We start from the raw sequence: 22,522 nt of genomic DNA on the forward strand, positions 1-22,522 counted from the left end.
AACACGGAAGTTAAGCTCTTCAGCGCCGATGGTAGTTGGGGGTCTCCCCCTGCAAGAGTAGGACGTCGCTGGGCACTATAGGAAGTCGTTACCGAGAAATCGGTGACGGCTTTTTTGTTTGTTCTATAAAGAAATTAGAAATACCGAAGGCACCTAACCATTTCTAACTAAGCAAGTGTGCGAGAAAGCAGAGGGGCAAAGAGTTCGAGGAAGCAAGGAAGAGAGGCTCGGAGCGTATAGCATACGCGAGAACCGATCGACTGCGGCTGACGAAGAAATCTGCCGTCCATCTGGTTTCGCAGCCGAGCCGATGGTAGTTGGAGGTTACCCCTGCAAGAGTAGGATGTCGCTGGGCACTATAGGAAGTCGTTACCGAGCAATCGGTGGCGGCTTTTTTGTTTGGTATTATTAAAGAAGTAAAGTCGAAAGTAAGCTTCTCTTCCAAAGAAGGAATGTCCATGATGCTATTGTTTCTCCAATGCTAAATTAAATGAAATCTTTATAAGCGCATCTTTCGTCATCATTTTAAGAGGATTATTTATTATGTCGAACAAAATTATCGATTATTTCCTTGAAATGACATTTCCCGGGAAATAGGAACGAAATATGACAGAAAGAAAATAATTTAATCCTTTAAGTAAAAGCGTAGCTGATTTAGTATTATTTTAGGCATATATTTAATTGGAATAATATGTTTGAAAAAAATCAAATTGAAAGGATCTGACGAGGTTAGAGTGACTGATAAGAAGAGGAAATATTGAACGGTCATAAAATAATTTATCCGGTCATAAAAAAATCTATCCGGTTATAAAATGACTCTATCCGGTCATAAATTTTTCTATCCGGTCATAAATCTCCACGAACGGTCATAAATCCAAAAATTCTTCCTAACTACTGTTATTTTATATCTATAATTTATCTTTCCAACGAAAATCCGCAAAAAATATCAAAAAATCCTAACTTCTACCAGATAAACTGTAATTAATAGGAGGTGCATGAGCGAATGAATATAATTCAACAAACAATTAACTGGTTGGAAAATAAATTAGAGGAACCAGTTCGTAACGAGGAAGTAGTACAAGTTACTGGCTATTCTTTTTATCATTTTCATCGATTGTTTCAGCAAAAGGTTGGAATGTCGTTACATGAATATGTTCGTAACAGAAGACTTACGATAGCAGCACAGCGATTGATTTATACAAATGAACGTATTCTAGACATTGCGTTTACTTACCAATTTGAGTCGCAGGAAGCATTTACGAGAGCCTTTCGTAAGGCCCATGGGTTGCCGCCAGGGAAGTATAGAATGCTCATGCGTACCTTACTAGAAAATTCAAAGGAGGTAGAGGTTATGAAAGGTTGGTTTATAAGTGGTACGAACCCACAGAGCTATGAAATGGGTAGAGATTTTCAAGAGGTGCATAAGGGAAATGCTTCAGGCTATTTGCGTTCTGTAATGGCTACAAAAGATGAAGAATTCGGCACTGTCATGCAACAGTTTCAGGCAAGTAAATACTGCGGTAAACGATTAAAGCTATCTTGTTTTATAAAGTCTATGAATATAGATGGGTTTGCTGGTCTTTGGATGCGGATTGACGCCAAGGACGGCGACACACTTCAATTTGATAATATGAGCAATCGTCCTATTAAAGGGACCACTGGATGGAATCATTATAGCGTTGTACTAGATGTACCTCCAAATGCAGGAGTGATTTACTTCGGTGTTTTATTGCAAGGCTCAGGGAGTATATGGATGGACGAGTTTGCTTTTGAAGAAGTGGATGATAAAACTCCTACAACAAACTTAAATACTCCTGATAGTATGCCGGCTGAACCAGTTAATTTAAATTTTGATCTGGAGTTAGAGTAGACAAATGAATATCAGGGGTACCTTTTTATAAGGTCGTTTTTCTACTCATTATAACCTTTATGTTTTTTTCGGAAATACATTCTTTCAAATCAAATTAAAAACCACATCTTAAAGGTGTGGTTTTTTATTGCCTAAATTTTATAGACAATTTCGTTTAATTATTATATACTACATTACAACACTAATGTACTAACTTCAATTGAGAGGGGATTTACCGCAATGATTTTAAATACGGATAGTGCAAAGCCCATCTATGTACAAATTGCGGAATGGCTAGAGAATGAAATAATAGCCGAGCGGTTTAAAAGTGACGAAAAGGTATATTCCCAATATCAGCTGGCAGAACTATTTAATATTAATCCTGCGACTGCAGCTAAGGGACTTACAATATTAGTAGAGGAAAATACGTTATATAAGAAAAGGGGACTTGGGATGTTTGTTGCGACAGAAGCCAAGACGATGATTCTAGATAAACGAAGAAATGAGACACTTACAAAAATGGTAACAGATCTGGTATTAGAAGCTAAAAGGTTGTCAGTGACAAAAGAGGAGTTAATTCAACTGATTCATAAATGCGGGGGGGAAAATTGATGAAGACAATTGAATGTCGAGAAGTCAAAAAAAAATATAGTAATATGAATGCTTTAGAGGATATAACCTTCGAGCTAAGTGATCAGAAAATTACAGGCCTTATCGGTCGCAATGGGGCAGGTAAAACAACATTATTGAAAATATTAACTGGTTTTATCATGCCTAGCTCAGGGGAAGTATGTGTCTTTGGGAGAAATCCCTATAATGACTTATTAGTATCTGCGAACAGTATATTAGTAGATGATCAGATGACTTTTCCAGACTCTCTGAATCTAGAAGAAATTTTAAACCTAGCACCAACCTTTTATAAAAAATGGGATGCTGAGCTTGCCAAACGCTTACTAAATTATTTTAAAATAAATCCAAAGCTTAAGTATTCTAATTTGTCCAAAGGGGCATCTGCTACATTTAATCTGATTTTTGGACTTTCTACGCACTGTGAGCTAACTATGCTGGATGAACCGATGAATGGGATGGATGAAGCAGTGAGGACTGATTTCTACCGAGCATTACTGAAGGATTATATAGCACATCCACGTTCCATCTTGATCTCTAGTCACCACTTAGCGGAAATAGAGCACTTGTTAGAGGATATTTTATTGGTTCATCAAGGGAAGGTAATATTACATCAATCACTTGATGAAATAAGAGATTATGCTGTGGGACTTCAATGGACGACAGCTGATTTAGATAAATGGACAGCAGGGGAAGAAATTTATTACTCAAAGCAGATTGATAGTGAGAGAAAATACGTAGTAGTGAAAAACACTTCTACCATTGAAAAGGCTTGTGCAGAAGGTGCTAGTATTCAGTCATTGTCGGCAAGCGATGTGTGCATGTACGTGACTAGTGATACTAAGGAGGGTATTGATGATGTTTTTAAGTAATGTCAGTTTAGCAAGCGTAGTGAAAGCACAGGTGAAATTTAAGCTACAGGCTTTTATTGGATCTTTTCTTTCATTAATATTCATCCAAGTGTTAGCACTGCTACTTACTAGTAGTACTGGAACGAGCGGAACCAGCTTTAATGGCACAGAAATCACTTTTAACATTTTTACACTTGATGGTGTCTTTGTATTTGTAGCAATATGGGCCGTATTTGTCGGGAATTTAATCACTACTAAGGCGTATCGTTATGATGATTTTTCGTTTGTCTCTACTCGACTAAGCAGTAATATAGCCAATATAATTGTACTGATGATTGTAAGTATAATTGCAGCGGTCACTACCTTTTTATCGACCTACCTGTTGCGTTTATACCAAGTAGTGTTTAGTAAAGTAGAGTTTATAAAAAGCCCAGGAATATTGAACGAGCCAGGGGAAACAGTCATGACTCTTCTTTTATTGTTCATCCTTATTTGGATGTTGACCTCTTTTGGGTACTTGCTTGGAGCATTAGTCCAAAAGCATAAGGGATTTATAATATTACTTCCTTTACTCTTTGTAGGGCTAGTGATTACCTCCTTGGGGCAAAATATTATACAATATTTCTTTATAGTAAATGGAGACTTGTGGAGCTTTATGCTAAAAGTACTTGGTGTAACTGTAATCTTCTTTATCATTTCACTTGTAGCCGCAAATAGATGGGAGGTAAGAGCATGAGTAGCATGTTTGTATTCCTAGTAGCCTTTCTCCCAATTGTTTTAATAATAGTAGTAGCTTTAATTTTAATACAACTGTTTAAAAAGCGTAAAAGGTCCTTCAATGGCTCCTTTAAGCTTAAGAAGTATATTATTTTTACTTATATTGTGATTCTCTTAATGGCAACGTTTGTTTTTGAGCTTATCCCAAGTAATCATTCAGATCTTCTAAAAAAGGAAGAGGTTCAAGATCTAGAAGCAGAAAATAAAGCATTAGAAGAAGCTTTAAAAAACTCTGAGACAAATAGTCTTACTGAAAAATTTCTGATTGAAGAGTGGACACAGGAATTAAGTGGAACGAATCTATCTATTGGATATGAAGGAATTGACACTTACTCGACTAGGTTTGTGGTGGAATGGACGGACTCTAGCGATCAAGTCGTAGAAGGTAAAGTTTATAGAACTAACACCCTTATATTTGGCATACCTATGGAAGATAAAATACCTCTTCATATGATATATTGGTCTGGGAACCACCTAGTTGCGAAGGAGATAACGGGACAAAAAGTCGAATTTAATAAGTTTTCTAACAGTTTAACGATTCTCCCGGATGATAGTAATGAAGTGTTTTCGTATGAAAATGTAAGAGGCGTCACATATATTCACCTAAAGGTTCCGAAACATATAGAAATAGATGATCCATTAGGTTTGCAAATTTATTAATTAGGAGTGGAATAATTTGGGTTTATTTATAGGCATTGCACTATTATTAATCGTTTTAATCTCTTCTAGTACAATTGAAAAGAGATTAAAAAATATAGAGAGACAAAACGATCGCCTCATTGAAATTTTAGAAAAAATAAGTAATAAATAATAAGTGCCTGCTTAATGCAGGCGCTTTTTTTTATAGCCTCACATCAAATAAAAACTTGAGACGCCATAGTAATGCTTTAGATGGGAGAAGAGGGAATAGAAAGTCTCGAGCAGCGGCGATAGGACGTGAGGAAATTTGAGCAGTTTCCCCAATTTGTCTAGAGAGGCGAATTACTTTAGCTGTACGGGCTACTCGCTTCTTCTCATAATGTGCCAATACTTTATTTACATCTTTGAATTGTTTAAATCCGTTTCCTAGTACAATTGAGTCTTCGATTGCCTGTCCAGCGCCTTGTCCCATATTCGGTGTGGTTGCGTGGGCAGCATCTCCTAATAAGACAACTCGATCAAACACAAAATTTTGAAGAGGCTTAATATCGTAAATGTCATGATGGAGAAGATTTTCCGCAGGAGTAGTAGCAATAATATCGGATGCTACGCTAGGAAAATGAGTGAAGATAGCTGCCACTTCTTGAGGCTTTAGCTGTTGATAGGCAGGATTTCTAGGAGTGGTGTTAATACAAGCAAACCAATAAATAAGCCCGCCTCTCATTGGTGCCATGCCGAACCTGCCTCTTGTGGACCAAAGCTCTTTGGAAGTGTATTCTTCTACCCTTCCTTTGTTCTCTGTTATACCTCTCCAACAAGTATAACCAGAATATCTGGGTGTGGTATTAGGTAAAAGCTGTTGGCGGATAGGAGAATAAATACCATCAGCTGCTATTAGAAGCTCTGCTTCAGCTGTAGATCCGTCTTCGAAAAAAGCTGTAATCCCATTTTCATCTTGTCGAATGTGAATGCATTTTTTATTATACTGAATGGTATTTGGTTTGAGAGCCTCTAAAAAGGTTCGGTGGAGGTCAGCACGGTGTATGGTGATATTCTCTTGTCCATACATTTTTTTTAGGACGGAGAAGTCGATGGTGTTTAACGTTTTTCCATGCACATCTTGAAAAACTTGTGTATGCAGCACGTAGCCGTTATTGAAAATTTCTTCTCCTACACCGATTCCCATTAGAGCCTGCAAAGCATTGGAGCCGATTCCTATTCCTGCTCCAACCGGTTGAAAGGCTTTAGCAGACTCAAAAACTTGTACTTCTTGACCTTGATTTTGGAGAGTCACTGCTGCACAAAGTCCTCCAATACCGCCACCAATTATGGAAATTTTCACGTTAACCATCCTCCTTAATAACATCTAGTCTAGCAGAAAATTTATGTTATGCTAATAAAAAGGGGAGGGAGAAACATGATTGCATTAGCAAAATATGAACCAAACTATCGAGAGGCATTGGACAATTACACATTGTCTGAGGAACACCTAGCCTTCACAGGTCATCCAATAGAAATGTTGAAAAAAAGTGAAACAAATCCTACCTACACTCCAATAGTTATATTAGAAGGGGAACAAGTAGCGGGCTTTTTTGTATTAGACATAGGAGATGACAAGCTACATTACACCGATATACCAGAAAGTATTTTACTAAGAGGATATTCCATTCATCCCAATTATCAAGGGAGAGGAATAGCTAAAGCCTCTATTAAGCTTCTGCCTTCATTTGTAAAAGAGCATTTCCCAGATATAAAGCAAATTGTGCTCGGGGTCAACGAAGCCAATAAGGCTGCCCAGGCTGTCTATTTAAAGAATGGATTCATAGATGAGGGGCGCAGATACTTAGGGCGTTCAGGATTTCAAATAGCTATGTGTCTTAAGGTAAATGAATTACTAGTACGTAAAGCTCAGCAAGGGGATGAGCAGGGGATAGTTGATGTATGTGTAGCTGCACAATGGAACACATATAATGATTTATATTCTAAGGAGTACATAGAAGGTGTTATTCAAAAGTTTTACACGGTAGAGAGAATCCAAAAGGAAATTGGGGAAACTAATCGTGATTGGAATGGATACTTTGTAGCGCTTCTCAACAATGAAATCGTTGGTGCAATTGGCGGTGGAGTAGATGATAAAGGAATTTCAGAGGTATATGTCCTTTACTTGGATCCAGAGAAAAGGAACAAAGGAATTGGAACAAGGCTGCTGAGCTATCTAACAGATGTTCAGCGAAGTAAATACGGTGCACATGAACAATGGGTGTCGGTAACGAAAGACAATATGCTTGGAATTCCTTTTTATGAGGCACGAGGATTTAAATTTCAGCATGAGCAGCAATCCTATGAGAGCAAGCCAGAGGATCAAGCCATTTCCTTAAGATATAAACGAAATATATAAATAGAAGAAAAGCATCTGGACCAGATGCTTTTTTATGTTTTAAAAATATATGCTTTGTTTTCCTATTTTAGCTTATATAAAATATCATCGTCCTCGCTTGGATTACCACGACCATCTGTATTATTAGTGACAAAATAGAGTGCTTCACCATCTGAAAAGACATCACGTACACGTCCAAAGCCAGTGATGGACTGTTCTACATTGCCCGTTTCTACATTCATCACCTTTACTGCTTCTCCGCGAAGAGAGGCTACATATAGCTTGCCCTTGTGAAAGGTGATGCCGGAAGGTGCCCATGTCTCACTACTGCCCGAAGTAATGATTGGGGTCACAAAGCCATCCTTTGTCTCATTCCCTTCAATAATGGGATAGCCATAATTCTTGCCCTGTTCAATTATATTAATCTCATCGTTAGCTGATTGGCCATGCTCTGCCTCGAAAAGTGTACCATTTTCATGCCATGCAAGTCCCTGAGGATTGCGATGACCAGTGGAGAAAATTTTGAAAGAGCCATTGTCCTCCATTCGTACAATTTTTCCGTTCATTGATGTGTCATCCTGAGAATTATTAGGGTCACCTGCATCACCAATAGTTACATAGAGTTTTCCATCAGGTCCTATTTCTAGTCTTCCGCCATGATGGATATTACCAGTCTTTATTTTATCGATGTGTATTTCTATTTCATTCCATTTCTTGTTTTCTCGCTTTAAAGTAACTACACGATTAAAAGATTCACCATTTAGGTCGTACGTATAGTAGGCAAAAGCCTCCTTAGTTTCTTGAAAGTCTGGTTTAAGTACAAAGCCAAGTAGCCCTGCCTCGGAAGCGGAGGATAGCTTATCCGAAAGCAAGACCTCCTCGTGAGTAACAGTTGCTCCATCAATAACAGCTATGGTACCAACTCTCTCAGATATATAAAAGATGCCATCCTGCTGGTTGATTGACCATGGAATATCTAAATTGGTCGCAACTTTTTCTGCAATTTCTTTTTCAGGTTCAATTGCCTCCTGAGAGCATCCGAATAAAATAAGTGATAATAGTATGAGTCTTTTCATATAAAAACCTCCTCCAGTTAGTACTTCTATTAAAGAAAAGCATAATCCTGCCTAAGACAATAAGTTTTACAAATGATAATCGATAGATTCTATCGAATTTACTTATCATAAGAGGGAGGGTATGCTGAATTTACAGAAGAGTTAAGAAAGAAGGCTAGACAATGGAATTTCTAATTTTTTTTATAATTGGAATAGCAGGGAATACGGTAGGAACGCTAGTAGGGGGCGGAGGACTTATCAGTCTGCCATTGATGCTGCTTATGGGCTTACCGATACATTCAGCAATCGGTGCGAACAAGGTATCAAATACAGTTAGCTCTTTATCAAGTTTTCTGGTCATTTTTTCTAAAAAGGAAGTGTCAGCGAAGGAAGCACTTTCTGTATTAATATTTTGTTTAGGGGGAGGAATATTAGGGGGACTCACTGCGTCGTTCCTAAGCGGAGAGACGTTGATGATCCTTGCGATTGTGTTATTAAGCTTTGCATTTATTAACTCCTTTATGGGAAAAGGTAATTTTGATGGAACTTCAACCTTCCAGCTGAATAAAAAAACGATTCCTTCCTTAGTGGGGATTGGAATGTATGATGGAATGTTCGGACCCGGAAGTAGTACACTGGCATTATACTTGTATGCTAGTGAGAAAATTGCCTATATCCGAGCGGTAGGGCTAGCTAGAATCGGTGTATTTGCTAGCTGTTTTGGAGCCTCTATTACGTATATATCCACTGGGAAAATTTTGTGGCCAGTTACTCTAGCGCTTATGTTAGGAGCAATTATTGGAGCGCAGCTAGGAGTAAGGCTAGCGCGCAAATTAAAATCTAAGCACATAACGCCACTTCTACGGGTAGTAACAGTTTTGTTGATAGTGCAAATAGTAATTGATTATATAAAGTAATAGGAAAGGAGAGGTTATATGAAATTACATTGTGCAATTTTAGATGACTACCAGCATGTAGCTATGGAAATGGCCGACTGGTCAACTGTGAAGGAGCAGGTAGATGTACAATCCTTCTCTCAGCATTTTGAAAAGGAAGAGGAACTATTAAAAGCAATTAACCATTGTGAAATTATTGTTATCATGCGAGAGCGGACCCCCTTTACAGCATCACTTTTTGAAAAGTTACCCAAGCTAAAGCTCTTAATAACCTCAGGAATGAGGAACGCTTCTATAGATTTAGCAGCTGCAGCTGCACATGGAGTAACTGTATGTGGAACAGCGAGCTCTTCAGAGCCACCGACTGAGCTGACATGGGCTCTAATCTTAAACCTTGCCAGAAAAGTTACAGAGGAGAATAGATCATTAAGAGAAAATGGTGCATGGCAGAGCACCGTAGGAACAGATCTACACGGTAGAACTTTAGGATTGCTTGGATTAGGTAAAATCGGTAGTCGTATGGCTATAATTGCAAAGGCATTTGGGATGAATGTTATCGCATGGAGCCAAAACTTAACGAAGGAGCAAACCGACCAATATGGTGTTCGTCTTGCAAATTCAAAGGAAGAGCTTCTAGTAACAAGTGATTTTGTCTCTGTTCATTTAGTATTAAGCGACCGAACAAGAGGGCTAATAGGAAAACAGGAATTACAGCAGATGAAAAGTACCGCCTATCTGATCAATACTTCTCGCGCTGCTATTGTAGACCAGGAAATGTTAATAAAAGCCTTACGTGAAAAGTGGATTGCAGGAGCAGGCTTAGATGTATTCGATGAAGAGCCACTACCAGAAAATCACTCATACCGCACACTAAATAATGTGCTAGCAACTCCGCATTTAGGCTATGTGAGTGAGATTAACTACAGTACCTACTTTAAAGAAGCAGTTGAGGACATTGCAGCTTTTCTAAAAGGAGAAGCTATCCGTAAAATAAATTAAAGCTAGATGAGACACCAGGAGTAGAACCGACTGATTTGTGCTGAGCTGACTCACAGGGTCAAAAAAGAAGGGGCACAAGACTAATTGTAGTCTTGTGCCCCTTTTACTTACCTTATTTCAATTGTTCAAGCTGTCTGCCAAGCTCTCGCAAGTCAGCAATTTGCTCAGAAGTAGTTGTTTTCAATAATGCTTTTTGAGATTTTAATACTCGATCCAGAACTGCAATTTCTTCTGATAGGTCTGGATTTTCTGTATCCCTTTTTTCTTTAAGAGAGTGGATTAATGTGTACAGATTTTCGTGTCCAACGATTCGTCCCTCTCCCCACATTAGCTTATCGGCTGGCGCATCTAGGACGTAGGCTGTGAAGTAATCAAATACTTCTTGGTCGAAGTCATAGGCATACCAATTATTATCAATATTCCAAAGGTATTCATCTAATGGTGTAGCGATATCTCCATCCTTTAATGCTTCAATTGATAGAGTTAAGTTATTAATGTTGTTTTGCGGATGCTCAAATGGGAATATAACTGCATCCTCCCAAGTAAGGCGAGTGAAGCTGTCCTCTGTATGCTTAAATGCAGATAGCAAGTCACTGTTGAGCTGACGGCTTTGATTATAAAGCTTTTTAGCAGTGGCATGATCATCCTTAGAAAGGGCATTTAAGTAATCTTCATTAATCTTTGCCACCTTCTTATTTACGTTTTTTGCCACTTTAAGTACATGATCAATTTCTTCTATTAGCTTGTCCGAAGATACCTCAGCTTGTTCAAAGATATTTTCATCTAATGTTTCTTTCATAGCGTTTAGACGGGTTGTAAAATCTAAAGGTACAACAGCAGTTTTGTCATAATGCATGGTTAAAAGTCCATACAAGTTTAAGTGGAATTTAAATGCATCCTCATTATACTGCTCCTCTGTATCGAACTGAGAATGGTAATGAGTACGCATATAATTGCTATCTTGGAAATCATTACGTAGGGCAGGGACGCCAGCAATATTAAAGGAAAAATCATCTGACCAAGTACGTAATGGAGATACAACAGAAATTCCGTCTTTATAAACTCCTTCTACAGTAGGAACATCTTTAGAGAACTCTGTAAGATAATTATTCAATTCGTAAGTAGCTCGAATTTCATCCTGTGTAGTATGCTCATAAGCAGGTAATTCAAAATTCATATTGGCAAATGCTTTTCCAACCCATTCTGGATGGATTTTAAAGATTTGATTGTATGCTCCAGTTGACCAGTCATAACGAGAGTTAGAAACTCCCCATTCCTCAGCTGCCAAGGCATTAAAGATAATTGTTTTTTCCGGCTGATAGCCACTGTCGACTAACCCTTTTGCAACACCCATCATCAATCCAATTGCTGCATTGTCATCCTGAAAACCTGTGAAGTAGGAGTCATAATGGGCAGATAGGATAATATAGGACTCGGGATCCTTTCCTACTATTTTTCCGTAGTAGTTATAGGATTTACCATCCATTTCAACAGTAGATTTTGCATCAAATTTTACTTTAATGGAGCCAGTCTCACTAGCTTCCAATGCTTTTTTAAGATTATTTCCATCAGTTTGGGACATTGAAAATGCAGGGGCATCATCTGGTCCACAAATATCCTGAGCATTCAGTGCATCTGGGGATGCTTCGCCATAACCAGCTTCTTGTACGGCTATAACACCTGCAGCACCTTTTACATGGGCTTGATAAGCAGGATAATTTATCCACCATTCCTCACGCTGATTAATATCTATTAAAACGAGCTTGCCTTCGATGTCGAGGCCTTCTAAATCCTCTGCAGTTGCTTTTCCACCGTAAACAATATCATATTCCTTCATACCATTTGTATTGAAATTAACCTGATACCCACCAAGAACAGCTAAATGTTCCTTCCCGTTTTCATCGGTGAACGTTAAATCGGCTTTTTCAAATGTCCAAGTATCTAAAGAAAACTCATCCTTCGTTACTTCGGTAAGGCCTATTTTCTCCATCTCTTGTCCAATTTTTTCACCGGTTTTTAGTTCAGCCACAGAACCAGCAGTTCGGTATCCAAGCTTTTCATTTGTTTTAAATTCTTCTAAGCTTTTAGTAAATTCGTAGGCATAATTTACATCAACTGATGATAAATACTCATCTGAAATATTATCGATTAAACCATCTTTTACTTTATCAGCGTCCTCTTTTACCTCTTTGTCAGTACAGCCTGCAAGAGCAAGTCCTACCAGAAGGGATAGAGTTAGCGCCTTTGTGATTCTTTTCATGTATCACATTCCTTTCATACTATGTAGAAATTAATATTATCAAAAAATAATAATTATTACCACTTTTCTTTACGGGAAATAGGGAATATTATAAGATGAAGGAAACTTAAGGAGGTCAATTATATGTTTAAAAAGCTTGCGTCAGATGCTTTAGGAATTTCAGATATCGGAGTTGTTGTGTCTAAAGCAGATTTTGATAAGACAGAATCGGATGACTTTGTCATGCACGAAGCAGGTGAGATAGTTTATTTTCTCATTAAAACAAAATCTGATGAATATTGCTTTACCAACAAAGCTCTGATTCATGTAGACGGGGAAAATGCTATTAGCAAGAAAAGAACATTACGCCGCTATGACTATGCGTACAATCCGATTACTGATGTAGCGCTCGAAACTGCAGGCACCATTGATCTTGATATGGAGATTAAATTCACGATTGGTAATGTTCCATTAAGCATTGATATTCACAAAAAGTTTGCGACAGAAATTAAAGATTTGTATAAGGCAATCCATACCATTTCAATTCAAACGATAGACAACAAAAAGAAATATGAAATTGCTCAAAACAGCTTAGGCTATGCGGCTCAGTCCGTCGGCAAAATGGAAAGTAAAGATACTACTCCATTGTCTTCATTCGAAGCAATTACTCAATTCTCTTCGAATTGGATGCTAGAGCAAAAAGACAAATACTTGAAAAAAGACTTCAAGGATGTATTTGATTTATTTATTAACGAATAAGATGAACTAAGCCACTACCTGTATGGGTAGTGTTTTTTTATGTCAAATAACTTGTCTAATTTATGCTCCTCTATTACAAGGGAGTTAACTCCTATTTTGTCAATATTATCAAAGTGATGCTTCTTATTTCTGAAAAGTTGGTCTATTATTGAGCTATATGTCTAATTCAGAACAGGAGGGACAAGTAGTGGAATCACTGAAGCCGATAGATAGAAGTCAATTACGCATTTACTTTGGAAAAAAGTATTTTCGTATGAAGCGTTATGTTGATTGGTATGCTGGAAAGAAAAAATATGCTTTAGAGAAGGTAGAGAATAGAAAGCCAAAGGTTATTGCCTCTCATCAAACGCTTCTACTCCGCGAATTACAAGATGTAGAAATGTGGCTACAGCATAACAAGATTAGGAATCTTAAAATTGCTGCTAAGCAAATAAGTGGTGTCATCGTTCAACCTGGAGAAACGCTCTCATATTGGCGATTAATCGGAAATACGAGTAAGAGAAAGGGTTACGTCGAAGGCATGATTTTACACTATGGAAAGGTAACGGTAGGAGTCGGAGGTGGCCTGTGCCAATTATCAAACCTGATCTATTGGATTACATTGCATACACCGCTTAAGGTAACGGAGCGATATCGCCATAGTTATGATGTATTCCCCGATTCTAATCGCAGTCAACCATTTGGAAGCGGGGCTACCTGTGCATACAATTACTTGGATCTGCAGATTACGAATGAAACAAGTCAGCCCTATCAATTAATATTATATCTAACGGATACCCATTTAGTAGGAGAATGGAGAGCAGACAACCCTGCTACTAGTAGATATGAGGTGTACGAGAAGGACCATTTAATTTCGAAGGAATATTGGGGAGGCTATGTTAGACACAACAGTATTTATAGAAGAGTATATGATTTGCAGGGTGGGTTAATTGATGATGAGTTCATTACGCAAAATCACGCGATAATGATGTATGAGCCTATGCTGACAACTTCTGCAAAGTATTAGGGGGTAATAGAATGGATGAACGAAAAGAGTCACTAAGAGCAAAAATATTCTATGCATTTTTTAGTTTAATAGGCTTAAGCATGATAACATTTTTCATTCTCGTAGTACTTGCATTGACTGGAAACATTTATTATATAGCGACATTAATAACTGGAGCAATTGCCCTGTACTTATTTTTCATTTTCCGATTGTTTAATTTTTTTACTACTAAAAAAAGGACAAAATGGTTTTTAGGAATCATGGGAATAGCTCTAGCAATTAGTGCAATTACTCCTGTTAAAAAGATGTACGAGAATAGTATTCCAACAGTGGGGGCAGAATTAGATATTTGGGAGTATCAGCCATTCATTGAGCCTTTAAAGATTGCAACGCTAGAAGAAGAGGCGTCGCTCAAAATTACAGATAATCTACCTAAGATGGACGGAGCGACTGCTTTATATCCTTTGTATGCTTCTTTTGCTCAGGCGGTTTACCCAGAAAAAACATATGAGCCAGGTTCCAGTGAAGTCATGGTGAATACAACTCCCGATGCATACAATAATTTAATCCAAGGTAAGGTAGATATGATTTTTGTTGCGCAGCCTTCTCAGGAGCAAATCAATCACGCAAAGCGTAATGGTGTAGAGCTTAAACTTACACCGATTGGGAGAGAAGCATTTGTGTTTTTTGTCCACCAAAAAAATGAAGTAGACGGGCTCAGTATTAAGCAAATCCAGGATATTTACTCAGGGAGCATTAAAAATTGGCAGAATGTTGGAGGAAGTGACGATTCTATACGAGCATTCCAACGACCTGAGGGTAGTGGGAGTCAAACAGCTTTACAAAATTTAATGGGAGAAACTCCTTTAATGGAAGCTCCGACTGAGGATATTGTGAATGCCATGGATGGAATTATTGAAGAGGTAGCCCAATATAAAAATTATAAAAATGCTATTGGTTACACCTTTCGTTATTATTCGAATGAAATGGTGAAAAACGACCAGATTAAACTATTAAACATAAACGGGATAGCACCTACGAAAGAGAATATTCGAAACAACCAATATCCAATTGCATCAGAGTTTTATGTAATAACAACCAATACTAAAAATCCCTATGTAGATGAACTCATCGAATGGATTCTTTCTCCGCAAGGGCAGGAACTAGTTGAAAAAACAGGATATGTACCAATACATAAATAATAGGTTGCGAGTTTTCCTCATAACCTATTATTCTTGTGTTAGGAAATAGGAATCTGCGAACTACCTCCACAGATTTCCTACACTTTTCTTATATAGAGTTTAGTTCTTTGTTTAGTTTTTTTGCTTGTATACGGAAATAGTAGTAGAAGGCTAGCCAATGTAAGGTATAAACAACAACGAAAATGGCAAGTGCAGTTCCAAAACTTAACAAGGTAAAAGGAATCCAGCCTATAAAGAAGGCAAAGATAAAATATGCTACAAAAACAGTTAGAAAATGGAGGACAGTTGCTTGCATCATTGTAAAACGCATATTCTCGAAGTAGAGTGGAGTTACTGTGAATAACCAACCGCAAAATATAGAACCTAATGAATTTTTCAAGAATAGCGGCCCGTTTAATGTTTCTCTGTCACTAAAGAGAACGACACCATTTGTTAATAGGACAGCTATAAATGCACCGAAAAAGATACCAATCATGCTTCTAAACAAAAAAGTTTTCATTCGCTTTTCCTCCTGTTCATCTTTAGGGCCTCCTTAATATGATTGACGTACGTTCTAGAGACATATTCTTTTGCTCCAGATTTAAAGTAAACACATAGCGTCCCATTGAAAGAAGCCTCAAAACGATTGAGTTCATAGAGGTTAGCTATTACAGATTTAGATAAACGTATAAATTTGCTTGATGGTAAGATTTCCTCTAGCTCATATAACTTTTCCTTCAATCTATACGATCCAGTTGAGGTTACTGCAATAACAGCCTCCTTTTCTGTATGAAAATAATGAATATCCTCTGGCTTTAGAATATGCTGCATTTCACCTATTTTACCAACTAAAAATTCAGTTTCTCTGCCTTTTATAAACTCTAATAATTCCTGCACTGATTCACTTAGCTTAGGCGTTTCAATTTTGACTTTCGTCTCTTTAAATTCACTATCAATAGTTAACGATACTTTCATTTACAGCACCTCTCTTATCAATAGTGTAAACCTTCAAATAATAATTGTCTTTAGATTTTCCGCTTGTGCATGAAACGAATAACGAGGATAGATACAATCAGAACCCCTCCAATATAGCTAAGAGAAATCAGCGCTTCATTAGACAAAGAAAGCTGACCATTCCACACTGCCTTAAACATGTTATTCATGTGATAGAGCGGGTTTAGCTCTGCAATAACCTGCACAAACTTTGGCATTAAGTTAATCGGCTGTGCAAAACCTCCGGTAAAAATGACAACTTGCATGATAACGATAGAAAATACAAGAGCACTGTTCATATTCTTGAAAAAGGAGTAAATAGCAGACGCCATGATTAATAATGCAACGTTCATAAGTATAAAAAAACCATAGGAAGCAAGAACGTTCATTAAATCAAAGGACAAATCATACATAACTAATCCAATGCCAAATATCATAAGGTAGCCTATGGTTGTAATAATAATCGCCCGTAAAATGCTTGAAGTTAGTAAAATATTTTTGGGTACAGGAGATAGGCGAATTCGTTTTTCAACACCAGTTGTTCGATGAGTGACCTGATCAAACCCAAAAGCAAAAAAGACAACGGTGAATGTTATAAGTAAAATAAAGGATGGTGTATAAGATTGTGCATAATTTAATCCATGATCATACGTCATTTCACCATATAATAGGCCCATAAAGATATACGTGATTGGTGGTATAACAATGGCAAAGACAAGGTAAAAAATTTCTCTAGAAAACATAAGTAAATCATATTTTAATTGTGTAGCTAACATGATAAGTCCCCCCCTTAGATAGATACTTTCTGAAGGTAAAAGTCATTGATGGAGCGGTGGCCTAAAGCTAAAATTTCATCGGTTGTAGCAAAAACATCGTTTGTACCATTGTTGATTAGCAATACCTTGTCACAGTACAGCTCTACCTCATCCATATTGTGGGTAGTCAAAATGACGGTGCCTCCGGTGCGTTCATTGTATTGAGTTATATAGGACCACAGCATATTACGCATATGTGGATCTAAACCAGTGGTTGGCTCATCTAAAATAAGCAGCTTGGGCTCGGACAAAAATGCAATAGCTAGGCTAACAATTTGTTTCCAGCCACCAGATAATTTATCAAAATATTTTTTGCGATGTGGCTCTAATTTAAAGTCTCCCATAATTTTTTCTATATCAATGGAGGACCTATAATAGGACTTAAATAGCTTTAATAATTCCTCTACCTTTAACGTACGATAAAATTGAGTCGGCTGAAGAACAACCGCAATTTGTTTTCGAAGCTCTTCTAAGCGCTGCATGGAAATGGTACGGATATTTTCTTCTAGTACTAGGACACTTCCAGCATTAAATTGCTTGATAGTCATGAGAATTTCTAAAAAAGTAGATTTACCTGCTCCATTTTTTCCAATCACCCCGATGATTTCCCCCGTTGCAGCTTGAAAATCTAAACCTTTTAGTACCTCCTTATCCCCATAAGATTTTTTCAAATTTTGAACTTCAATAATATGCAAAATAATCCCTCCCGTTTTATTTATAAACCAAGTGTATGATGATTCTGCTTTGCATTCTTCTGTATTTCGGTAAGTGGTAAGTTGGAGGAGGTAACTTACATAAATTTATAGGCAAGTTGCAATTGTCTACTAAAAGGAAGTATATTGAGAGTATTAAAGGAGGAATTCAAATGAATCAAGCATTCTTAAACAAAGTAACTCCCATGATTAATCATGAGGAAAGACTGGTCAGAGAATTTGCATCGTATGTACTGAATGAATTTCCATTTACGCCAAGTGAGACGGTAAATGAACAACTAACGAATTCCCTAAATGCTGACGTACAAGAAAGGGATTCCATTCTAGTCTGGGGACAGGAGAATAATGTAACAGAAGAAACGTTCCCGATTCTGATGAAGCTCCTCCAAAAGGTAACAAAGTCGAAGAGACATTTAGTCCTTCAATATGTCATGAATCTACCTTCTCAGGTTCTGGTGGACAAAGCAGATCAGCTTACTCCTTATATTGGAACGGAGTACATTGAATTCAATCAATTATTATTGGAGGCAAGCAAGGATGCGCTTTGGAAAACGTATGAGGAGGTTGTTGGGAACGTTAACCGTGATGGATTCAACGCGCTAGAATTTCAAAAATCTAAAAAGATACTTGGACGAATGATTGAGAAGGACAGCTATGGCCCTCAAGAAGTGAAGAAAATTCTGGAGCAAGAGATAGGAGAAAAGCATTTCTCGGTCGCTGGCATTTTAGCTGTAAGAGCAGTTGGTATCCTACAGTTAAATGAATATATACCTTCGCTTGCTACCCTATTAGATAGAGAAGAAGATATTCTATTAGAAGAAGTGGCAGTTGCACTTAGTAGCTTTCAATCAGATGATGTAGTGGAAGCAGTTGCTCCCTATGCGATGAAGAATGAAACGTGTATTTATGCGACCAGTATTTTAAAAGAAACGAAAACGGACAAAGCAATAGAAGTACTAATAAAAAGCTATGATAAGTTAGATGAGACTGGAAAAGAGACTGTTATTGAGTCTATAACAGCTCACTTAACAGAGCAAGCATTTCCTTTAATAGAGGATTACCTTAGTAATGGCTACCATGGCGGTATGATTGATTTAGAACAAACACTTTACGCTTTCTATACAGTAATGGGACGTTCACATGATTCGTTGGGAGAATGGAAGCAAATTGCGGAGCAAAACGCCATAGAGTTTGAACAAGAGCAACAAGCACAGGCTTCCCAACCAGTAGTAAGCGAAAAAATAGGTAGAAATGATCCATGTCCGTGTGGCAGCGGTAAAAAATATAAAAAATGCTGTGGAAAATGATTAGCTTTATTGAAAAAATTAATGAAATACAGGAGAACCACCATTAACTGGTGGTTTTTCTATATAATGATATAGCAGAAAATTTAAAAAGTTAAATAACATCTAAAAATTTTACGGGGGAAAAATTATGAAAGGAGAAGGGGATATGGAATATTTAAGTATGGTTTTTTTACAGGTAGTAGCACCTATTTTAATCATGTTGATGATTGGTGCATGGCTACAATGGAAGTTTTCGTTTAACCTGAAAGCGTTATCTAACCTAATCACCTATTGTCTAATGCCAGCCGCTGTGTTTATTAACATTTATGAGACTGAAGTTAATGCAGGAATATTAGGAAGCATTACGCTATATCTGCTTATTTTTAGTGCTTGCTTAATGGTGGTTAGCTGGCTGCTTGGAAAACTTTTAAAGCTAGAGAAGAAGCAGTCAGCTATTTTTAGTAATAGTATCGTGCTGATCAATTCTGGAAACTATGGGATTCCGGTCAGTCAAATGCTTTTCTATGCCAATCCACTGGGAACTTCTATTCAAATCATTATTGTTATCTTTCAAAATATCATGACCTATACATATGGACTTTATAATTTGATATCTACTACAAAATCTGGACTGGACATATTGAAAAGTTTATTTCGTCTCCCATTGGTACATGCGCTGATAATAGGGGCATTGATGAATTACTGGAATATTGGCATTCCTATATCATTGAGAATTCCAATCGACTATTTAGCTAATGCATTTATATCCATTGCGCTTATTACACTGGGCGCACAATTGGCGCAGCTCAATATAAAGACTATTTTCAACAAGCTCATTTTGTTTAGCACATTTGGTCGCTTAATAATAGGCCCATTGCTTGCCTTTGGATTAATCACTTTAATGGGATTGGATGGAGTCGTTGCTCAGTCTTTGTTTATCGCAAGCGCTTTTCCGACTTCTAGAAACAGTTCCACCTTGGCACTAGAATATGATGTGGAGCCAAACCTAGCAGCACAAATAGTATTGTTTTCAACCGTTGTTAGCTGCCTAACAGTAACAGTTGTCATTTATTTATCGAATATATGGTGGGGATGAGATGAAGAAGCAGAAACGTTCATTACAAAAAAGAATATTTGGGTTTGGTGCAATCTTTGTGTCATTAGTTGCAATTATTATCGGTGTTTCTCTTTATTTTACAATGTCTCATGCGATAGAAGATGAAATTGGAGAAAGGGCACTCAGTATAGCCAAGACGACAGCAGAGCGACCGGATATTTTGGCGGGGTTTCAGTCAGAAAATCCTTCTGAGCTCCTTCAGCCAATAGCTTTAGAGATTCAGGGTTTAACCGGAGCGGAATATATAGTTATTGGAGACGAGGAAGGCTATCGTTACGCCCACCCAGTAGAGGACAGAATAGGAGAAAAAATGGTTGGCGATGACAATGAGCAAGCATTAGTTTATGGGAAATCCTACGTTTCCGAGGCGACTGGGACATTGGGATCTGCGTTAAGAGGAAAGGCTCCTGTTTTGGATGAACAGGGGGAAATAGTCGGGATTATTTCGGTAGGGTTTTTAAAGGAAGACATGAGTCTCATCTTTGCAAGGTATATTGATAATATTGCATATATTGTTTTGATTGCAATAGCCATTGGAATTATTGGCTCTAGTATTTTGGCACGGACTATTAAAAAGGAGCTCTTTAATCTAGAACCCTCGGAAATTGCTAACTTGTTCATGGAGCGAAATGCTTTAATAGAGTCGATACGGGAGGGAGTCATAATGGTCGATGCTAAGGGAATCATTACTATGATTAATACGGCAGCTCATGAAGTTCTCTCTTTACCTACGGAAGCCCAATTGGTGGGGAGGAATATTTGGGAGGTTATCCCTAATACATACCTCCTGCAGGTTATGGAGACAGGGGAGAAGCATTTAGACCGACCTATGGAGATTAAAGGGAAAAAGGCTATTGTTAATCGAATTCCAATACGTGTCGGTGAGGAAATTATAGGAGCGGTTTCAAGCTTTCGTCTTCAATCTGACATAGACAAGCTGTCGGAGGAGCTTTCACAGGTAAAGCAGTACACAGAAGCCCTAAGAGCACAAACTCATGAGTATCACAATTTTCTTTACACAATTTCTGGCTTAATACAGCTTCATTCCTACGAGGATGCGATTGAGTTAATACAGTTAGAGACAGCAGAGCATCAGTCGCTTATTCAATTTATGACTAGAAGATTACAGGACCCTTTTTTAGGGGGAATTGTGATTGGCTTTTTAAATCGGGCCAAGGAGTTGAAGGTGCGCTTTATCTTAGATGAGGATAGTTACTTAGAAAAGATTCCAAGTCATTTACAAAAGCATTTATTTGTCTCTATCATAGGAAATTTAGTGACAAATGCCTTTGAGGCGGTCGAATCTAAACCAGAAGCAGAACGAAATGTTCGGATATATATTTTTGATAATGGAGAAGAAATTATTATAGAAGTCGAGGATTCTGGAAATGGAATGCCGAATGGGCTATTAGATATTGTACTAACTGAAAAGATATCCACAAAAAGTGAGGGAGATCATGGATACGGATTGGTTAAGGTAAAGGATAGTTTAAATGATTTAGCTGGAAAGATTTCAATTGAACGAGGAGATTTGGGTGGGGCATTGTTTATCGTGTCTATACCAAAAGGAGGTTACTTGCATGACAAAGAAAATTGAAGTTTTAATCATAGAGGATGACAGACGAATTTCTGATATTCATCGTAGATTTATAGAGAAAATTGAAGGATTCCAAATGATTGGTGCAGCCTTCACGGGAGAAGAGGCGAAGGATTGGATTATTTCATATAAGCCGGATCTGATTTTACTAGATGTGTACCTACCTGATACGAAAGGGACAGAGCTACTAAAAGTCATTCAGGAATATAGTCCAGAAACAGACATTATCTTCATCACAGCTGCCTCTGAATCTAATATTGTAAAAAAAGCATTCCGAAGCGGTGTAGCAGACTATATCTTAAAGCCACTTACCTTTGAAAGATTTAAAGAAAGCTTACTTGCGTACAAGGCAAAAAGAGACATTCTAGAAGAAGAGGGACAAGTCCAGGAAAGCATCATCAAATCTCTTTGGGGAAACAGTACAACTAACGGTACGTTAGAAAAGGAAGCAATACCTCCTAAAGGGATAGATCCAATTACAAAGGAAAAGGTAGTCAATCATATTAAACAAATTAAGGATGGGATTACAGCAGAGGGACTTGGAATGGATATTGGTGTTAGTCGCTCAACTGCACGGCGATATCTAGAGTATTTAGTATCTGAACGAATCGTTTATACAGAGCTTATTTACGGTTCAGTAGGAAGACCAGAGAGAAGATACTTTATAAATCAGTCGTGAACAATATGAACAAAATGATTTTTATGTTCCTTATTGAACTTATAACCATAAACATTGAATATATAAAATGTTTTGATAAATTAATAGA

At 37.6% G+C, this 22,522-nt stretch carries 23 protein-coding genes and 1 rRNA gene; 17 read left to right on the plus strand and 7 right to left on the minus strand.

Annotated features, from left to right (window positions below; all coding sequences use genetic code 11):
• The 7 genes from rrf to H9650_RS20705 form a co-directional block, all read left to right on the plus strand.
• A 5S ribosomal RNA gene (gene rrf, locus H9650_RS20925) occupies positions 1–74 on the plus strand; the annotation flags it as partial.
• A 929-nt stretch (positions 75–1,003) separates the two neighbouring features.
• Positions 1,004–1,870, plus strand: coding sequence for a helix-turn-helix transcriptional regulator (locus H9650_RS19500; RefSeq protein WP_151112506.1), 867 nt, complete (start codon positions 1,004–1,006; stop codon positions 1,868–1,870).
• 219 nt (positions 1,871–2,089) lie between these two features.
• Entirely contained in the window at positions 2,090–2,461 is a 372-nt protein-coding gene (locus H9650_RS19505; RefSeq protein ID WP_144541653.1) for a GntR family transcriptional regulator, read from the plus strand.
• 44 nt (positions 2,462–2,505) lie between these two features.
• Positions 2,506–3,348: an ATP-binding cassette domain-containing protein gene (locus tag H9650_RS19510; protein WP_370455762.1), complete on the plus strand. Its 843-nt coding sequence runs from the start codon at positions 2,506–2,508 to the stop codon at positions 3,346–3,348.
• On the plus strand, positions 3,332–4,063 hold the full coding sequence (locus tag H9650_RS19515; RefSeq protein WP_151112510.1) for a hypothetical protein: 732 nt from the start codon (positions 3,332–3,334) through the stop codon (positions 4,061–4,063). Before H9650_RS19510 ends, H9650_RS19515 begins: the two co-directional genes overlap by 17 nt.
• Positions 4,060–4,764: a prefoldin domain-containing protein gene (locus H9650_RS19520; protein ID WP_191697934.1), complete on the plus strand. Its 705-nt coding sequence runs from the start codon at positions 4,060–4,062 to the stop codon at positions 4,762–4,764. The genes H9650_RS19515 and H9650_RS19520 overlap by 4 nt, the downstream gene beginning before the upstream one ends.
• Positions 4,765–4,780: 16 nt before the next feature.
• Positions 4,781–4,915, plus strand: coding sequence for a hypothetical protein (locus tag H9650_RS20705; RefSeq protein ID WP_255475362.1), 135 nt, complete (start codon positions 4,781–4,783; stop codon positions 4,913–4,915).
• 30 nt (positions 4,916–4,945) lie between these two features.
• Here H9650_RS20705 and H9650_RS19525 read toward each other — a convergent pair whose 3' ends face one another.
• On the minus strand, positions 4,946–6,085 hold the full coding sequence (locus H9650_RS19525; protein ID WP_191697935.1) for an FAD-dependent monooxygenase: 1,140 nt from the start codon (positions 6,083–6,085) through the stop codon (positions 4,946–4,948).
• Positions 6,086–6,160: 75 nt separating this feature from the next.
• On the opposite strand from H9650_RS19525, the gene H9650_RS20545 reads away from it, so the two are divergent.
• Positions 6,161–7,141 carry a GNAT family N-acetyltransferase gene (locus H9650_RS20545; RefSeq protein ID WP_225216184.1) on the plus strand — a complete coding sequence of 327 codons (981 nt, stop codon included), beginning with the start codon at positions 6,161–6,163 and terminating at the stop codon, positions 7,139–7,141.
• Between the two features lie 62 nt (positions 7,142–7,203).
• Here the strand turns inward: H9650_RS20545 and H9650_RS19540 are convergent, their stop codons facing one another.
• Complete coding sequence (locus tag H9650_RS19540; protein ID WP_144541664.1) at positions 7,204–8,196, minus strand: PQQ-dependent sugar dehydrogenase; 993 nt, start codon at positions 8,194–8,196, stop codon at positions 7,204–7,206.
• 161 nt (positions 8,197–8,357) lie between these two features.
• On the opposite strand from H9650_RS19540, the gene H9650_RS19545 reads away from it, so the two are divergent.
• Positions 8,358–9,092, plus strand: a complete 735-nt coding sequence (locus tag H9650_RS19545) for a sulfite exporter TauE/SafE family protein (protein ID WP_144541666.1) — start codon at positions 8,358–8,360, stop codon at positions 9,090–9,092.
• An 18-nt stretch (positions 9,093–9,110) separates the two neighbouring features.
• On the plus strand, positions 9,111–10,070 hold the full coding sequence (locus tag H9650_RS19550; RefSeq protein ID WP_191697936.1) for a D-2-hydroxyacid dehydrogenase family protein: 960 nt from the start codon (positions 9,111–9,113) through the stop codon (positions 10,068–10,070).
• A 112-nt stretch (positions 10,071–10,182) separates the two neighbouring features.
• On the opposite strand, the gene H9650_RS19555 is transcribed toward H9650_RS19550, so the two are convergent.
• Complete coding sequence (locus H9650_RS19555) at positions 10,183–12,330, minus strand: M28 family peptidase (protein ID WP_191697937.1); 2,148 nt, start codon at positions 12,328–12,330, stop codon at positions 10,183–10,185.
• A 123-nt stretch (positions 12,331–12,453) separates the two neighbouring features.
• On the opposite strand from H9650_RS19555, the gene H9650_RS19560 reads away from it, so the two are divergent.
• The 3 genes from H9650_RS19560 (at position 12,454) to H9650_RS19570 (ending at position 15,255) form a co-directional block, all read left to right on the plus strand.
• Complete coding sequence (locus tag H9650_RS19560) at positions 12,454–13,068, plus strand: PH domain-containing protein (protein WP_144541672.1); 615 nt, start codon at positions 12,454–12,456, stop codon at positions 13,066–13,068.
• A gap of 157 nt (positions 13,069–13,225) precedes the next feature.
• A complete protein-coding gene (locus H9650_RS19565) occupies positions 13,226–14,074 on the plus strand; it encodes a VanW family protein (protein WP_144541674.1) in 849 nt (282 codons plus the stop codon).
• 11 nt (positions 14,075–14,085) lie between these two features.
• Positions 14,086–15,255, plus strand: coding sequence for a PstS family phosphate ABC transporter substrate-binding protein (locus H9650_RS19570; RefSeq protein WP_225216185.1), 1,170 nt, complete (start codon positions 14,086–14,088; stop codon positions 15,253–15,255).
• 88 nt (positions 15,256–15,343) lie between these two features.
• Here the strand turns inward: H9650_RS19570 and H9650_RS19575 are convergent, their stop codons facing one another.
• From H9650_RS19575 to H9650_RS19590, 4 genes are read right to left on the minus strand one after another with little or no spacing between them, the layout of a single operon-like run.
• The gene (locus H9650_RS19575) at positions 15,344–15,754 is read right to left on the minus strand and encodes a DUF3021 domain-containing protein (protein ID WP_144541676.1); all 411 of its coding nucleotides are present in this window, start codon (positions 15,752–15,754) and stop codon (positions 15,344–15,346) included.
• The gene (locus tag H9650_RS19580) at positions 15,751–16,209 is read right to left on the minus strand and encodes a LytTR family DNA-binding domain-containing protein (RefSeq protein WP_151112526.1); all 459 of its coding nucleotides are present in this window, start codon (positions 16,207–16,209) and stop codon (positions 15,751–15,753) included. Before H9650_RS19580 ends, H9650_RS19575 begins: the two co-directional genes overlap by 4 nt.
• A 50-nt stretch (positions 16,210–16,259) precedes the next feature.
• Positions 16,260–17,003 carry an ABC transporter permease gene (locus H9650_RS19585; protein ID WP_144541680.1) on the minus strand — a complete coding sequence of 248 codons (744 nt, stop codon included), beginning with the start codon at positions 17,001–17,003 and terminating at the stop codon, positions 16,260–16,262.
• Positions 17,004–17,017: 14 nt separating this feature from the next.
• Positions 17,018–17,737: an ABC transporter ATP-binding protein gene (locus tag H9650_RS19590; RefSeq protein ID WP_191697938.1), complete on the minus strand. Its 720-nt coding sequence runs from the start codon at positions 17,735–17,737 to the stop codon at positions 17,018–17,020.
• A gap of 170 nt (positions 17,738–17,907) precedes the next feature.
• On the opposite strand from H9650_RS19590, the gene H9650_RS20825 reads away from it, so the two are divergent.
• From H9650_RS20825 to H9650_RS19610, 4 genes are all read left to right on the plus strand, one after another.
• On the plus strand, positions 17,908–19,062 hold the full coding sequence (locus tag H9650_RS20825; RefSeq protein ID WP_318245424.1) for an SEC-C metal-binding domain-containing protein: 1,155 nt from the start codon (positions 17,908–17,910) through the stop codon (positions 19,060–19,062).
• Between the two features lie 145 nt (positions 19,063–19,207).
• A complete protein-coding gene (locus H9650_RS19600) occupies positions 19,208–20,137 on the plus strand; it encodes an AEC family transporter (protein WP_191697939.1) in 930 nt (309 codons plus the stop codon).
• A gap of 1 nt (position 20,138) precedes the next feature.
• Positions 20,139–21,755 (plus strand): ATP-binding protein, encoded by a 1,617-nt coding sequence (locus H9650_RS19605; protein WP_191697940.1) that lies wholly within the window; start codon positions 20,139–20,141, stop codon positions 21,753–21,755.
• Positions 21,739–22,434, plus strand: a complete 696-nt coding sequence (locus tag H9650_RS19610) for a response regulator (RefSeq protein WP_191697941.1) — start codon at positions 21,739–21,741, stop codon at positions 22,432–22,434. Before H9650_RS19605 ends, H9650_RS19610 begins: the two co-directional genes overlap by 17 nt.
• The last annotated feature ends 88 nt before the right edge of the window (positions 22,435–22,522 follow it).

Origin of the sequence: Psychrobacillus faecigallinarum, from assembly GCF_014836595.1 — a bacterium.
GTDB lineage: Bacteria > Bacillota > Bacilli > Bacillales_A > Planococcaceae > Psychrobacillus > Psychrobacillus faecigallinarum.

What these genes read in the sequence shown, in the direction of transcription:
- H9650_RS19500 (WP_151112506.1), top strand. Translation starts at nt 1,004, where the DNA reads ATGAATATAATTCAACAAACAATTAACTGGTTGGAAAATAAATTAGAG.
- H9650_RS19505 (WP_144541653.1), top strand. Translation starts at nt 2,090, where the DNA reads ATGATTTTAAATACGGATAGTGCAAAGCCCATCTATGTACAAATTGCG.
- H9650_RS19510 (WP_370455762.1), top strand. Translation starts at nt 2,506, where the DNA reads ATGAATGCTTTAGAGGATATAACCTTCGAGCTAAGTGATCAGAAAATT.
- H9650_RS19515 (WP_151112510.1), top strand. Translation starts at nt 3,332, where the DNA reads ATGATGTTTTTAAGTAATGTCAGTTTAGCAAGCGTAGTGAAAGCACAG.
- H9650_RS19520 (WP_191697934.1), top strand. Translation starts at nt 4,060, where the DNA reads ATGAGTAGCATGTTTGTATTCCTAGTAGCCTTTCTCCCAATTGTTTTA.
- H9650_RS20545 (WP_225216184.1), top strand. Translation starts at nt 6,161, where the DNA reads ATGATTGCATTAGCAAAATATGAACCAAACTATCGAGAGGCATTGGAC.
- H9650_RS19540 (WP_144541664.1), bottom strand. Translation starts at nt 8,196, where the DNA reads ATGAAAAGACTCATACTATTATCACTTATTTTATTCGGATGCTCTCAG.
- H9650_RS19545 (WP_144541666.1), top strand. Translation starts at nt 8,358, where the DNA reads ATGGAATTTCTAATTTTTTTTATAATTGGAATAGCAGGGAATACGGTA.
- H9650_RS19550 (WP_191697936.1), top strand. Translation starts at nt 9,111, where the DNA reads ATGAAATTACATTGTGCAATTTTAGATGACTACCAGCATGTAGCTATG.
- H9650_RS19555 (WP_191697937.1), bottom strand. Translation starts at nt 12,330, where the DNA reads ATGAAAAGAATCACAAAGGCGCTAACTCTATCCCTTCTGGTAGGACTT.
- H9650_RS19560 (WP_144541672.1), top strand. Translation starts at nt 12,454, where the DNA reads ATGTTTAAAAAGCTTGCGTCAGATGCTTTAGGAATTTCAGATATCGGA.
- H9650_RS19565 (WP_144541674.1), top strand. Translation starts at nt 13,226, where the DNA reads ATGTCTAATTCAGAACAGGAGGGACAAGTAGTGGAATCACTGAAGCCG.
- H9650_RS19570 (WP_225216185.1), top strand. Translation starts at nt 14,086, where the DNA reads ATGGATGAACGAAAAGAGTCACTAAGAGCAAAAATATTCTATGCATTT.
- H9650_RS19575 (WP_144541676.1), bottom strand. Translation starts at nt 15,754, where the DNA reads ATGAAAACTTTTTTGTTTAGAAGCATGATTGGTATCTTTTTCGGTGCA.
- H9650_RS19580 (WP_151112526.1), bottom strand. Translation starts at nt 16,209, where the DNA reads ATGAAAGTATCGTTAACTATTGATAGTGAATTTAAAGAGACGAAAGTC.
- H9650_RS19585 (WP_144541680.1), bottom strand. Translation starts at nt 17,003, where the DNA reads ATGTTAGCTACACAATTAAAATATGATTTACTTATGTTTTCTAGAGAA.
- H9650_RS20825 (WP_318245424.1), top strand. Translation starts at nt 17,908, where the DNA reads ATGAATCAAGCATTCTTAAACAAAGTAACTCCCATGATTAATCATGAG.
- H9650_RS19600 (WP_191697939.1), top strand. Translation starts at nt 19,208, where the DNA reads ATGGAATATTTAAGTATGGTTTTTTTACAGGTAGTAGCACCTATTTTA.
- H9650_RS19605 (WP_191697940.1), top strand. Translation starts at nt 20,139, where the DNA reads ATGAAGAAGCAGAAACGTTCATTACAAAAAAGAATATTTGGGTTTGGT.
- H9650_RS19610 (WP_191697941.1), top strand. Translation starts at nt 21,739, where the DNA reads ATGACAAAGAAAATTGAAGTTTTAATCATAGAGGATGACAGACGAATT.